General features: G+C 45.1%; 11 protein-coding genes. 7 read left to right on the forward strand and 4 right to left on the reverse strand.

The window, feature by feature from the left end:
• Both IJJ71_RS07875 and IJJ71_RS07880 read left to right on the forward strand, forming a co-directional pair.
• Positions 1 to 837: anthranilate synthase component I family protein (locus IJJ71_RS07875; RefSeq protein ID WP_296846283.1), on the forward strand; the 837-nt coding region annotated here is incomplete at its 5' end.
• Positions 838 to 871: 34 nt separating this feature from the next.
• A complete protein-coding gene (locus IJJ71_RS07880; RefSeq protein ID WP_296846284.1) occupies positions 872 to 2,497 on the forward strand; it encodes a bifunctional anthranilate synthase component II/anthranilate phosphoribosyltransferase in 1,626 nt (541 codons plus the stop codon).
• Between the two features lie 333 nt (positions 2,498 to 2,830).
• Here IJJ71_RS07880 and IJJ71_RS07885 read toward each other — a convergent pair whose 3' ends face one another.
• Positions 2,831 to 4,942, reverse strand: a complete 2,112-nt coding sequence (locus IJJ71_RS07885) for an alpha-amylase family glycosyl hydrolase (protein ID WP_296846285.1) — start codon at positions 4,940 to 4,942, stop codon at positions 2,831 to 2,833.
• Between the two features lie 169 nt (positions 4,943 to 5,111).
• Between IJJ71_RS07885 and IJJ71_RS07890 the strand changes: the two genes are divergently transcribed.
• Positions 5,112 to 5,570 (forward strand): hypothetical protein, encoded by a 459-nt coding sequence (locus tag IJJ71_RS07890; RefSeq protein ID WP_296846286.1) that lies wholly within the window; start codon positions 5,112 to 5,114, stop codon positions 5,568 to 5,570.
• A 101-nt stretch (positions 5,571 to 5,671) separates the two neighbouring features.
• On the opposite strand, the gene IJJ71_RS07895 is transcribed toward IJJ71_RS07890, so the two are convergent.
• The gene (locus IJJ71_RS07895) at positions 5,672 to 6,886 is read right to left on the reverse strand and encodes an ATP-binding protein (RefSeq protein ID WP_296846287.1); all 1,215 of its coding nucleotides are present in this window, start codon (positions 6,884 to 6,886) and stop codon (positions 5,672 to 5,674) included.
• A gap of 143 nt (positions 6,887 to 7,029) precedes the next feature.
• On the opposite strand from IJJ71_RS07895, the gene trpB reads away from it, so the two are divergent.
• From trpB to IJJ71_RS07915, 4 genes are all read left to right on the forward strand, one after another.
• A complete protein-coding gene (gene trpB / locus IJJ71_RS07900; RefSeq protein WP_296846288.1) occupies positions 7,030 to 8,310 on the forward strand; it encodes a tryptophan synthase subunit beta in 1,281 nt (426 codons plus the stop codon).
• A 266-nt stretch (positions 8,311 to 8,576) separates the two neighbouring features.
• Entirely contained in the window at positions 8,577 to 9,329 is a 753-nt protein-coding gene (gene trpA / locus IJJ71_RS07905; protein ID WP_296846289.1) for a tryptophan synthase subunit alpha, read from the forward strand.
• Between the two features lie 65 nt (positions 9,330 to 9,394).
• Complete coding sequence (locus IJJ71_RS07910) at positions 9,395 to 10,234, forward strand: hypothetical protein (protein WP_296846290.1); 840 nt, start codon at positions 9,395 to 9,397, stop codon at positions 10,232 to 10,234.
• Between the two features lie 18 nt (positions 10,235 to 10,252).
• Positions 10,253 to 12,331, forward strand: a complete 2,079-nt coding sequence (locus tag IJJ71_RS07915; RefSeq protein WP_296846291.1) for a methyl-accepting chemotaxis protein — start codon at positions 10,253 to 10,255, stop codon at positions 12,329 to 12,331.
• 110 nt (positions 12,332 to 12,441) lie between these two features.
• On the opposite strand, the gene radA is transcribed toward IJJ71_RS07915, so the two are convergent.
• Together radA and IJJ71_RS07925 are read right to left on the reverse strand one after the other, a co-directional pair.
• On the reverse strand, positions 12,442 to 13,800 hold the full coding sequence (gene radA / locus IJJ71_RS07920) for a DNA repair protein RadA (protein ID WP_296846292.1): 1,359 nt from the start codon (positions 13,798 to 13,800) through the stop codon (positions 12,442 to 12,444).
• 53 nt (positions 13,801 to 13,853) lie between these two features.
• On the reverse strand, positions 13,854 to 14,201 hold the full coding sequence (locus tag IJJ71_RS07925; protein ID WP_296846293.1) for a NusG domain II-containing protein: 348 nt from the start codon (positions 14,199 to 14,201) through the stop codon (positions 13,854 to 13,856).
• Between the last annotated feature and the right edge of the window lie 254 nt (positions 14,202 to 14,455).

Here is a 14,455-nt window from a genome sequence, read left to right on the forward strand (position 1 = left end):
GAGGTTCGCACAATCACAAATCTTGAGCAGAGCGAGCGCGAGTACAAAGAAAAAGTCGAGGCAATCAAAAAAGAAATCATCGCGGGAAATCTCTTGCAGGCAGTTCCGAGCCGCCGACTCCAGCTTGAATGTGACAATTCCGCTCTGGAAATTTACCGTCGCCTGCGTGCCGTGAACCCAAGCCCGTATCTTTTTTACATCGATTTTGGCGAGAGGCAGCTGATTGGTTCCAGCCCGGAGAGTCTGGTGCGAGTGCGTGAGGGCGTTGCATCAATCCGCCCGATTGCAGGAACCCGCCGCCGTGGCAAGAACTCTGCCGAGGACGAGGCTTTGAAAACAGAGCTTTTGAACGACGGAAAGGAGCGGGCTGAGCACCTGATGCTTGTTGACCTGGCTCGAAACGACTTGGGACGAGTTTGTGCCAACGGAAGCGTTGAAGTAACACGCTTTATGGATGTCGAAAAGTTCAGCCATGTAATGCACATCGTCTCTGACGTTCAGGGAAAGGTTGCACCGGGCTTCAAGGCAATTCAGGTTTTGCGCGCGGCCTTCCCTGCAGGCACTGTTTCCGGGGCGCCAAAAATCAGCGCGATTCAGATTTTGAGCCGCCTTGAAAAAATCAAGCGAAGGTTCTACGCGGGTGCCGTGGGCTACATTCAGTCGAACGGCGACCTGGATTTCTGTATCGCAATCCGATGCGCGCTCAAGCAGGATAAAGTCTGGACATTGCAGGCTGGTGGCGGAATCGTGTATGACAGTAACGCAGACCGCGAATGGGAAGAAACCAACGAGAAATTGGGTGCGCTCAGAAGCGTGTTTGAAAAAGTTAGCAAGTAGCAGTTAGCAGTTAGCAGGTAGCAGGAGGAAAAAAATGATTGCATTTATCGATAACAAAGACAGTTTTACATTTAATATCGTTCAGAGTTTGGAGCGGGTTTCCGGGGACAAAGTTTGTGTTTTCCGCTCTGAAGAAGCTAGTGTCGCTGAAATTGAGGCCGCAAAACCAAGTCACATTGTCGTGGGACCGGGGCCAGGAACTCCAGCCGAAGCAGGCATTTCTATAGAAGCAATTAAATATTTTGCAGGAAAACTGCCGATTTTGGGAATCTGCCTTGGTCATCAGGCAATCGCTGCTAGCTTCGGGGCAAAAATCGTGGGTGCAAAGTACATCCGCCACGGAATCGTCGAAGAAATCAAAACTGACGGCCGGGGAATTTTCCGAAACATCGGGCTTAAAGGTTCTTTCACACGCTATCACTCGCTTGTGGTTGACGAGGCAAGCCTTCCTGCTGAATTTGAAGTTTCTGCACGTGCAAAAGACGGCGACATCATGGGAATCCGCCACAAAGAGCTTGTAATCGAAGGCGTTCAGTTCCATCCGGAATCAATCGCAAGCGAAAAAGGCGACAATCTTTTCAAAGCATTTTTGAACTATAGCCGAGAAAATATTTCTTCGGTTTTGATTTTGAATCAGCTTATCGACAAAAAGCAGCCTCTTTCTCGGGAACAGACCGCAAGCTTTATCAGTGAGCTTACTGACGGCACCATGGACGAAAAAGTTGCTTCTTCTGTTCTCACTGCAATGGCAGCCCGGGGTTTACCGACTGCGGACGAAATGGCAGGAGCTGCGGGTGTAATGCTTGCAAAAAAGACAAAATTTCCGCTGGAAAATCACGGGTTGGCAGAAATCGTCGGAACTGGCGGCGACGGAAAGGGCAGCTTCAATATTTCTTCCATGTCGGCTCTCGTGGCTTCAAGCTGCGGTCAGGTCATGGCAAAACACGGAAACAGGGCTGTCTCTTCAAAATCTGGTGCTGCGGACTTCTTTGAGGCTCTTGGAGTCAACATCATGGCAAAACCAGAAAAAACTGCCGAACTTGTCAAAAAAACCGGCTTCGGCTTCCTCATGGCACCTGTTTATCACTCGGCAATGCGATTCGCCGCTCCAATCCGAAAAGCACTCGGAATCAAAACGATTTTCAATGTGCTCGGACCTCTTTTGAATCCTGCCAACGCTGAATACGAGGTTCTTGGAGTCTATTCAAAAGACCTGCTCAAAGATTACGCTCATGCGGCAAAATCACTCGGAGCAAAAAGAGTCATGGTCGTCAATTCAGAGGACGGCTACGACGAGATTTCCCCATGCGCAAAAACATTTGTCTATCAGATTGATGAGAAGGACAACGAAAATCAGTATGTGATTGATCCTGCAAACTTCGGAATCACTGACGCTGACGAAAATGAACTTTACGGCGGAAACGGCCCGGACAACGCCAAGCTTGCAATGGAAGTTCTGAATGGTGGTGGCCGCCGAACAATCCGCTACGCCGTGGGCCTGAATGCGGGAGCAGTCCTCTACCTTTGCGGAAAGGCGCGCACCCTCAAAGACGGCTACGCAATGGCACTGGACGCAATCGATTCCGGCAAAACCCTTGCCAAACTGCAGGAAATTCAGGAAGTTAGTAATCAGCTAAATGCGCAACAGGATGTTGCATAAAAACAAAGAGAGAATTTTTTTGAAAGAAAAATTCTCGTACGAATCCGAAAATCCAAGGACGGATTTTCGGTTCGAGAAATTCAAAAGGTAAGCCAGGCATTGAGCGCATAAAAAGCAGAGGGGGAAAGCCTTCCCCTAGGGAGCCGGTCGCCGCAGGCGAAGAAAGTCGTGAGACGACTTTCTAGGCGAGTCTCGGTGAAGGCTATGCCTGAACCGCGCGTCGCTACCCCTTCTGCGGGCTCTGCCTCCGCCCGCAAGTTTTTTATTCCTTAATTTGTGAAAGAATGAAAAACTTGTCTCTCAACGCCTGCTTTTGGTAGGGAGACTCGGCTTTTACTTGCTTATTTTTGCCTTTAAGGTCTCTTTGTTGAAAATGAAGGTGTAAGTTCCGCTTTCTGCTGGCGTGAATTTGAAATTTGTGCCTTCTCCTGGATTGTCACTTGTGTCAAATTCTGTGTTTTGTGTGACAGTTCCATCGCTGTCGGCAGGTTCTCCATACGAGTGTGTCCAGTCATTGAATTCATCGAATTTGAATTCGTACACAGTTCCGGTCGTTAGTTCCACATCGGCTTTGAATTCATTTCCTGATAAAGTCATTACTGTAGTTCCCCAGTTGTTCATTGTGCCACGAAGATACATTGTTGCGGTGCTCCAGTCCCAAATATCAAAAGCACAAGACTTAGTGGAATCCTTCAAATCATAAACACGGATTTCATGCGGTGCGAAATTATGAAAAATCGTATTGTAATCTTTGAAATATATTGATTTATCCGTGTCTTTGTTTCCCACAATCAGAGAATATCCGTTTGATTCAGAAAAGCCGAAATCCGAGAACCATAATGCAGACTGAATATTGTTTGTTAGGTTTGCCACGACAAGAAGTTTTTGGCTCGCGTTGGAAATTGTGTAAGCTACAGCTCCTTTCCACGGCTTTTGTGTGGTTGTTACGACCATATTGCAGTTTAGGACATTTAACTTTCCATTTGCAAACAAATCCTTGTACTCAGCGGATTTTCGTAAAGTCAGCAAAGCTTTGTTCATGTTCAGTAGTGAAGATTCGTCATTCTTTTGGGAAGTTGCCCTTGTCCAGTCAAAAGGTTGTCTTAGTCTGAAATCTCCGTTCTCATTCCCTGATTTTTGTGCGATTTCATTTCCATAATATATGAAAGGAACTGTTGGGCGCAAAAGTGAAAGTGCTGTAGCCTGATGAACGCCTTTATTTGTGAGATTGCTTTCATAATCTCCGATTCGACTGAAATATTCGTCATGATTTCCTAAAAAAGTTCCGTAGCTTTGTGATTCGTTCGGATTTGCAAAGATTTTTTTTGTCGCATCGTATTGGAAAACTTTGTTGTAATAAATATCCGTTCCGCCAGCCAAAACTTGTTCAATTATAGGCTTTCCCTGGTCAAAATCGAGAACCATGTTGAATTCCGGCTTTTCGCTCGTGCCAAAATATTTGTTTAGATTTGTGCGGTTATTTTCGAGCCAAGCCTCACAGACCATGAATTTCGGGCTTGTATATTCATCAATCACTTTGCGCAGTTCTTGGAACCATTCATGAGTTCCTGCTGTGTCTGTCTGAGAAGATTCTGTCTCGACCAGATACCTCACCGCGTCAATTCGCAAGCCGTCAAAACCTTTGTTTAGCCAGTAACGCACCACGTTTTTCATTTCTTCGCGGACTTCGTAATTCCGGTAGTTCAAATCGGGCTGAGTATCTGCAAATGCCGCATAGTAATATCTGTCGTTCTTTTTGTGCCATGCGTCTGCGCCCCAGGTGTTTTTCCAGTTGTTCGGGCTATTGCTCCACAGATACCAGTTTGACTTTCCGTTTTTGCCGTTCGAGCTGTCCAGGAACCACTGATTTTCATGTGAAGTGTGATTAGGAACGAAGTCGAATATGATTTTCATTCCTCGTGCATGACAGGCTGCAATGAGCGATTCAAGTTCTGCTTCGGCATTCGAGCCATCTCCAGTTCCGAAGAATTTATTGACCTTGTAAAAGTCGTTGACGTCATAGCCGTGCATGTTGATTTTTGCACTTTCGGCATTTGATCCGCCTTTGTACCAGCAATCCCAGAACGGACTGAGCCAGATTGCATCGCAGCCCAAATCGTTCTGAATGTAGTCGAGGCTGTCTTCGATTCCCCTGAAGTCGCCGCAGTTTTTTGAGCAGTCGTCCAAATCAGAATCTTTGAAAGACTTAATCCAGATGTGGTAAAATGCAGAAGTTTTCCACCAGTTTGCGCTTAGATTTTCACTTTGATTTGTGATTTCGGGAAGAGCGACCGGGCTTTTGTAGTTTTTGTCGCCGGTCGTTTTTGTGATTTCTGAAGTTGTGGATGATGCAGGAATATTGTCGTCATCGTCAGAATTGTTTTTGCACGCTGCCAACAGAATCAACGAGATTATAAGAAATGTTTTTAAAATAAATTTTTTCATAATGAACCGCCTTTTTGGTACAAGATAACGCTTGGCAGTATATTCCTGAAAATTATTATTTGCTAGTTGAATTTTCTCTTTCTTTTGGTGGATTTTCACTTTTTTTTGTCTGGCGGATGCGAGTTTTTTTTGCCGAACTGTTCCCGAAACAAAAGCAAAACTTGCACAAATGTACGATGGTTACCATTTTGCACATGATGTTGAAGGTGTTTATAATCCATTCTGTCTGCTAAAATGCTTGAAGAATAAAGATCTTGGCTCTTATTGGTTCGAGAGCGGAACTCCGTCTTTCCTTGTGAAGACCTTGCAGAATCAGCCTCTGTTTTTGGCTGGTTTAGTGAACGGTCGTAATGCGAAGGAAGACCAGTTTAAAAACTATGATCCCGACAGCAAGAATATGCTACCTGTAGTTTATCAGAGTGGTTATCTTACGATAAAAGGATTTGAAAAAGAAAGAAGAATATATCGACTTGATTTCCCTAGTCAGGAAATAAAGGACGGTTTCCTCGATGTCCTTCTCAAAAAATTTGTCACTGTTCCTGATGATGACATGGGGCTTGCTATCGACAATCTTTCTGATGCTCTGAATGTTCATGATGTGGACAAACGGCACAGTCACAACAGATAAAACTTCTGGTCTGACAAAAGGTTCAAATGCCCTGCTAGACCAGTGCGTTATGGCAGTGCTTTCGGAAAATAAGTTAATTATTCCGCGCGAGCGGGATTTTTTTACGCCAATTCCCTTCCGCAAAGAAAATCTATCGCATTTATGTGGCGAACCCCATTGAAATCTTCGTTCGGAGTTCTGTCCAGCGTAATCAAAAAGCATGGGTAAGAATCGCTGAGTTTTGAGAACGGTTTAAGCTCCCGCTCCAGAGTTTCCGAATTCTTTACGCTTTCGGAGATTTGCACATACTGAATGCCTTTGGGAGTTTTTGCTACAAAATCAATCTCCAGCTCTCCGATTTTTCCTGTGTAAAGCTCATATTTTCGACGTTTCAATTCCAGAAAAACTAGAGTTTCAAGGATATGCCCTGTATCGATGTTTCTGTAACCAAGAAGCATGTTTCGTAATCCTGTGTCTGCGATGTAGTATTTTGAGCGCGTTTTGAGGTATTCCTTTCCTTTAATGTCGTAGCGGCCGACCTTGTAAACCATAAAGCACTCTTCAAGATAATGCATGTAATTCTCGACCGTTGGCTGGCTGATTTTTCGTCCGCCGGAAATGAGCGTGTCGCTGATTTTTTTTGATGTGCAGATATTTGCTGTATTCGCAAACATAAAGCGGATTACAGCCTCTAGGTTCGAGATGTCATTTATTTGATGCCGCATGGAAATGTCTTTCAGGAGAATCGTGTTGTAAACTCCGTTGAGATATTGATTTATGTTCTGTTCGTTGTTTTTAAGCTGAACGGTAAAGGGGAGACTTCCGTAACGGACATAATCAAAATAACACTGCTCAAGATTTTTGTTTTCCAGTCCGTTTTCACCCCTTTCGTGAAGGTATTCAGAAAAAGAAAATGGCTGCATGTCGATTGTAACATAACGGCCGCTCAAAAGCGTTGCTAATTCGCCGCTCAGAAGGTCGGAATTTGAACCTGTGATATAAATGTCAGTGTTCTTTTTGTTGAAAAGTGAATCCACCGCCTTTTGAAAATTCGGGCACAGCTGAATTTCATCAAGAAAAATATATGTCATTTTGTCAGAAAAATGCGATTTTACGGTTTCATAGAGCGTTTTATAATCAAGAAGTGCTTCGTTTTCAATATCATCAAGGCGATAAAAAACAATCTGACTTTCAGAAATGCCATCGGATTTGAGTTTTTCGATGAACTGCTCCATCAAAAAAGATTTTCCGCATCGCCTTAGTCCTGTGAGAACTTTTATAACTTGTTTGTCCTTGAACGCATAGATTTGCTCAAAATAATCGCTTCTAATTGTCATACTTTTCAAAGTGTACTTTGAAAACTTTTGAAAATCAAGACTTTTCAAACTGTAAGTTGATTTTTTTTTGCTTTTCTTCCTTATTGACTAAAATCATTTAATCCGTTAAGATGTTTCTATAAATAGTAACATAAGGGTTTTTTATGAATAAAGATACACATTCAGCAGACGGATTTTTTGATAATTTCGGCGGAAAATATGTGGCGGAAGTCCTTCGTCGCCCGCTTGACGAGCTTGAGGTTGCTTTCAAAGAGGCCATGGCCGACAAAGCTTTTTTGGATGAGCTTGAAATCATCCGCCGTGACTACATCGGCCGCGAAACGCCGCTTTATTTTGCTCCAACTGCAACAAAATTGCTTGGCGGTGCGCAGATTTACATCAAGCTTGAGGGCCTGGCAAATACTGGCGCACACAAAATCAACAATGCAATCGGTCAGTGTCTGCTTGCAAAACGAATGGGTAAAAAGCGAATCATCGCGGAGACTGGTGCTGGTCAGCATGGCCTTGCAACTGCCGCGGCCTGTGCAAAGCTCGGTCTGGACTGTACGATTTACATGGGTGAAGTCGATGTGCGCCGTCAGCAGCCGAACGTTGCCGCAATGGAGCTTTATGGAGCCAAAGTTCACCCTGTAACAAGCGGAAGCCGCACCCTCAAAGATGCCGTAAACGAAGCGATGCGTGACTGGGCCGCAAACCCGGACACCACGCATTATGTTCTTGGTTCGGCACTTGGCCCGGCTCCTTTCCCTGACATCGTTCGCGAATTCCAGAGCGTAATCGGTCGCGAAGTCAAAAAACAGGCCGCCGAGCGCGGAATCAAAATCGGTGCTATGGTCGCATGTGTTGGCGGCGGCTCAAACTCAATCGGATTTTTTGAGCCCTTCATCAACGAAAAAGAACCACGTCTGATTGGTGCTGAGGCCGGCGGAATCGGCCCGAATGTTGGCGAAAATGCCAGCCGCATGACAGGAAATGCCGCCCGCGACGGAATCATGCAGGGCTACAAGAGCCGCTTCCTTCTCGACGAGGACGGACAGGCTCTTCCGACCCGGTCAATTTCAGCTGGCCTTGACTATTGCGGAATCGGCCCTCAGCTGGCAGCCCTTGGCCGTAGCGGTCGAATCGAATTCACTTCGATTCTGGACAAAGATGCGCTTGAGGCCGTAAGTTTTTTCGCCAAAAACGAAGGAATCCTGTTCGCACTGGAAAGTGCCCACGCAGGAGCCGCCGCAATCAAGCTCGCAAAGGAAATCCCAAGCGATCAGGCAATCATAATCAACATGAGCGGCCGCGGTGACAAAGATGTGTTCATCACAAGCCCGGTCTTCCGCCCAGCCGAATGGATTCAGTTCCTCCACGCCGAGATTGAACGCCTGGAAAGTAACAAAGATATTCACGACGCTAAAACAATGGGAAAGCTTTGAGTTTAATTTGCAGAATAATGCAAACCATGCGTAAGCAAGGTTCGCCCCTGAATCCACTTTGCGCGTGCGAGCGTAGCGAGTCAGATACCTTATACGCGCAACCTAGAGAGCGTTAAGAAAACTTGCGAGGCAAGTTTTTAGCGATTCTCCGAAGCAGCTGTGCTGCGTAGATGGATTCCTAAGGGGCGGTTCTTGCTGAGAGCATGGTTTGATTCAGTAGATAAATAAAAACTCAAAGATTTACAATTATTTCACAGGAGCAAACTATGAACAAAATAAAATTGATGTCGCACCTCGTTGCCGGCTACCCAACCAACGAACTTGCCCTTACTGCAGCACGCTCGCTTATCAAAGGCGGTGCTGATATTCTTGAAATTCAGCTTCCATTTAGTGACCCGAGCGCGGACGGCCCTGCAATTCAGACTGCCTGCACCGAAGTTCTGAGCCGAAATTACCGCACAGCAGACGGATTGGCTTTCATCGCTCAGATTCACAAGGAATTTCCTGAGACTACAATCTATCTCATGAGCTACGGAAGCCTGATTTTTACGCCAGGAGTCGAAAATTTCTGCAAAAAAGCCGCTGAGGCTGGCGTAAAAGGCATGATTATCCCTGATTTGCCATTCGATTTTGACGAAGGCTTGACTGCTGCCTGCAAAGCAAACGGCATGATTAACATTCCTGTCGCGGCCCCGAGCATGAGCGCAGAGCGGCTTGAAAAGATGGCACACGCTGGTTTCCCGTACATCTACGCGGCTCTCCGAGTTGGAATCACCGGCACGGACACAAAAATCGACCAGAACACGCTCGACTTCCTCAAAAAAGTAAGCGCAGGCGGCTCAAAAGTCTACGGCGGCTTCGGAATCTCAAACGGCGGGCAGGCAAAAGCACTCGCAAGCTCGGTTGAAGCAATCGTCGCTGGCTCAGTTTTTGTCCGAATCATCACCGAAAACAAGGCCGATGCTGCAAAACTTGCTGAAAAGGTCGAAGAAAAAGCCAGAGAATTGACACAAAATTAAAATTTTCTTTAAAAATCGGGATTTTTTTCTCGCTTTTATGAGATTTTTGGATTATACTGTTTGTTATGGCATCTTCAGAATTAGATCTTTTTGGACGGAAAACATTTTTCATCGCGCCTGACACATCTCTAATTCCCAAAGCATATTTGGAAGAGTTTATGCTGCGTGGCTACCAGACTTATGTCATCAACGATGATTATGTTTGTCCTATGCAAACGAAGGTTCGGGAAATCATAAAACTTTTCCCAAAGTCAATCCTGTATTTCAATATCGATTCTTCTATTGAAGGTATCGAATGGAAGTCCTATATTCGGGAGCTTCACGAATTTGTCGGCGATGAAATCCTTATCGGCATTTTCTATCTTTCCCGCAAAAATCCGCAGGACGAAGAAACAATCAAAAATTACTATATAAACGAACTTCATGTTGGAGCCGGTTGTTTTGCTCTTTCTGCTCATGACCATAACAATTTTGATTCAATCCTTTCTATCATGGAAAAGAGCGGTGCAAAAGGCCGCCGAAGTCTTGTCCGTGCAAATTGTGACCCTTCAAGCAGCGTCAAGTTTGAGTACAAAGGCAAAAACTGCCAGGCAAATCTTCTTGATATAAATGTCTCTTATTTCCGCTGCGACTTGCAATCAAACACCGAAAAAATTGCAATCTTTGAGAAGGTTCGGGATGTGAGCATTTCCGCAAATGGCGCAAATTTTGTGTCCGACGCGGTTCTAATCATGAAGCGAATTCAAAATGACAGAACTTTGTGCATTTTTATGTTCATAAAAAGAGACGACACGCCGGATTTGGATGCAGAAACCGAAAAGATGCTGAATCAAAAGATTTATCAGATAGTTTTGAACGAAAATACTGAAAAATTGCAGACAGCATTTAGGGCTGCTGACAAATAACCGACAGGAGGTAAAAAAGTGTTGGGAATCAAAGGCAAAATTAATCTTGCGTTTTTGACCGTTATTTTCCTTGCGACAGCCGGAATTCTGGTACTTTCTTATCGAAAATCTTCCAGTGAGCTTAAAACAGCCGTAGATACAGGAAATATGGCTTTGGCTCGTGCTACCGCATCAGATGTCTTCAATGTGAATGACAGGGAATTCAAGCAGCTTCAGGCTTTGAGCAAACTTTCTACAATCCGTGACCCGGAAGTTGATTTGCATGACAAGTGGAAGCTTATAAACAGTTGTATCAAAGATGTTGACGGCTATATCGGCATGGCAATCTATGATGCAGAAGGTGTGGGCTGGACAACTACCGAAGAATACAAAGATTTGCATGAGCGCGAATATCTTCAGGTTTCAATGGGCGGCGAGCAGGCCATTATGGATCCAAATTATTCCTCAATTAACGGCCAGCTTTCAACTTTCTATGCTGTTCCAGTTTATGATGAGGACGAAACGCAGATTGCAGAGGTCGTTGCGGTTTTGGATTCAACGGCACTTTGTCGCACGGTCGAGAATATCACCGTTGGTGTTTATGACCATCCTTTTGTAATCAATGCGCGCACCGGCAAACTTATTGCTACTTATGATGTTGATCCTGTTATGGAAGGAAAATCTGTTTACGATGGCATTTCCAATGGTTTTAAGGAAATCGTAGATAGAATTTGTAACGGAGAAGATGTCGGAACTGATGTTTACTATGACGAAATCTCTGGCGAAAAATATTCCGTAGCTTATTATCCTGTTTATGACTCGGACTGGGTTGTAATCTGCCGTGCTCCTTTTTCTGACTTCTATGACGGAATCCGAATCCTCTTGCACAGCATGATTTTCATTTCTCTTGTTGCGCTCGTAATTGCCTTTATTGTAGGTCTTGTTGTCGTGAACATGGCGATAAAGCCTCTCAACAAAGTCGGTTCTGCAATCAAAGAAATTGCTAGCGGAGAGGCTGACTTAACACGCCGTCTTCCTGTCGGTACAAAAGATGAAATCGGCAAACTTGCTTCTGGTTTCAACGACTTCACAGAAAAATTACATTCTATTGTCACCGAGCTTAAAGCTTCAAAAGACGACCTTCATGTTTATGGCGAGCAGCTTGGAACAATGGTTCAGGACAATACTGACTTCCTCGGCCAGATGGTCAATTCTATCAAGGGTGTAAATGCCGAGATTGCAAACCAGCATCTCAAGGTTGATGATTCAGTAAGTGCCGCGGATGAAATTTCTCGTTCTGTCGAAAGCTTGCGTGATGTCCTTCAAAAACAGGAACAGGGCGTTGAGCAGGCAAGTGCGGCCGTCACTCAGATGATTGGAAATATCGGTTCGGTTTCAAATTCCGTTGAAAAAATGGCTACTGAGTTTGAAAACTTGCAGACAGATGTTGACAAGGGTATCGCGCAGCAGCACGAGGTCAACACTCAGATTCAGGAAATCGAAACACAGTCAAAGATGCTTAACGAGGCAAACAAAGTAATTTCTTCAATCGCTTCGGAGACAAACTTGCTTGCTATGAACGCGGCGATCGAGGCGGCTCATGCAGGAGACGCAGGAAAGGGCTTTGCTGTCGTCGCAGACGAAATCCGTAAACTTTCTGAGACATCTGCTGCCGAGTCCAAAAAGATTTCCGCACAGCTCAAAGGCATTTTGGGTGCCATTTCTGGCGTTGTTGATGCTTCAAATCTTGCTGACCGGTCATTCACAGCTGTCGCCGACAAAATTCAGGGCACAGGAAACCTTGTCCGTGAAATCAAACATGCTATGAATGAACAGAGCGAAGGCTCTAAACAGATTGGTGAGGCACTCAGCTACATGAATGATGCTACGGCACAGGTTCGTACAGCAAGTGACGGAGTTGACCAGTCCCGCATGGGAATCATCGGCAACATTGGTTCGCTGAAGGCTTCTTCTGATATCGTTCAGAATCAAATTGAAGACATGTCCGGTAACATCAAAAAAATGGAAGACTCGGACAATTCTCTTCTTAACATCACGACATCAATTAACGGCTCGATTTACCGAATCGGAAGCCAGATTGACCAGTTCAAAGTTTAGGGGAAAATGGGGGCTTCCGTCACGCACGTAGTGCGGGACGGCCGGGCTTTCCGCCGTTCCGCTTATCGCTCCATTCGCTTCGCGAACAGGCGGCTTCAATCCCTAGCCCGTTATTTTTCGAAAACTGTTTTTATCATTTCACCGACGGTGCTCACTTTCTGGGCACCGTCTTCTTTTTCCGGGGCTGCGATTTGCACAAAGCCGAGTTCTTTTGCTGTTTTGACTCGCTGCTTTAAGCGTGGAACCGGCCGAATTTCCCCGGCAAGGCTCAATTCTCCAAGAATCACATTGCCTTGCGCAAGCGGAATATCCGTTCTTGCAGAGTAGAGTGCTGCTGCCAGAGCCGCGTCTATTGCGCTTTCCGTGAGCTTTACGCCTCCCGCGACATTCACATACAAATCCTGGTCAGAAAATTTGAGCTTCGTCTTTTTTTCAAGGACGGCTGCGACTCGCGCAACCCTGTTCGAGTCGACTTTTTCTGAATAAACACGGCTTATGCTGGATTTCGCCGGCACCGTCAAAGCCTGAATCTCGACCAGAAATGCCCGGCTTCCTTCAAATACGCACGAATTTGCGATTCCCGAAGGAATTGCTCCGCTCCTCTTGGTGATGAACATCATGCTGGGGTCTCCGACACCTTCCAGACCTTTTTCGCTCATCGCAAAAATTCCAAGTTCGTCCACGCTTCCAAATCGATTTTTTATCGCGCGCAAAAATCTTACTTCATCGTCATTCCGTTCAAACGAAATTACTGTATCTACCATGTGCTCAAGGCTTTTCGGACCTGCAATCGTTCCTTCTTTTGTGACATGCGCGCTCATCACAAGGACAGAATCGCGTTCTTTTACCCAGCCAATCAACTCGTTCGCACAATATTTGAGCTGATTCACCGTTCCCGGCACAATTCCCGCTTCAACAGAATAAACTGTTTGAATCGAATCGATAATCACAAAAATTGGATTTACCGCAAGCAAGGCATCTTTTATGTCTTCGAGCCTCATCGTGCACAGAATTTCAATTCCGGTTGTGTCAAGTCCGAGCCTGTCAGCCCGGCCTTTGATTTGCCCCGCACTTTCTTCGCCTGAGACATACAAAATTTTTCCGCTTGTAGTTTTATGAATCGCCGCACAAGCCTGAATCATAAGCGTTGATTTTCCAATTCCAGGCTCACCGCCAATCAGAATCGCGCTCCTTTTCATTGCACCGCCGCCCAAAACCCGGTCAAACTCGGCAATTCCTGTTTCAATTCTCGAATTTTCTTGCGCCGAGATGTTTGCGAGCGGAACAGGTTTGATTTTTTCAGTCGCAACATTTCCGAAAGCCGCCGCATTTGAGTTCGGGTCAACAATCGCCTCTTCAAGCGTGTTCCATGAGCCGCACTGAGGACATCGCCCCAACCACCGTGGCTGAGTGTAGCCACATTCTGTACATTTATAAACAAGCGATTTAGAACTTTTTGCTTTTGCCATATAAACTCCTGTGAGGCTAAGACTTGCCCGACATGAGGGGCATGGATGTCGTTTTATTCAATGCGGATGAAAACATCATTTGGCAGACATGCCGCCCAGTCATTTTCCTCGCACAATGCGCCCATTTGGATGCAAGTCTTGTTTTTGCACGGTGAGCTTTTAAAATAAGCCCTTCCGTCATGAATCACAATTTCAGATTTCCCGAGAACGCCGTCAATTTCGATTTTCCGATCCTTTGAAAGTGGATAGATATATTCCTTTTGAGAACTGGTCACGATTAAGCGGGCTTCCTTATTCCTGTGAGTCTTTAAAAAAAGAACTGAAGCCGCCGTGACGAGGAGAAAAATAAAAAGAATTATGAAATCGACAGGCCTGAAAATCCTCAGAAAATTGCGTTTCATTCTATAAAGATAACAAAAAAACATGCAAATTTAAAACAAATTCTTTTTTAGGACGACTGAAAATGAAGGAATTTGAGAAATTGGAGTTTTTAGAGATTTTTTAATAAAAAAAACTCAGGGCATCCGCATCAAAAGCACTCTGCAATTGAATTCTTAACAAGTATTGTATTTAAAGATTAGGCGAGATGATAAAATAACTTCGGGTAGTAAAAATGACATTGAAGGAAACATTCGAAGAAATCACGGACGACAGA

The sequence above is a fragment of the Treponema sp. genome, from assembly GCF_017430385.1.
Taxonomy (GTDB): Bacteria; Spirochaetota; Spirochaetia; order Treponematales; family Treponemataceae; genus Treponema_D.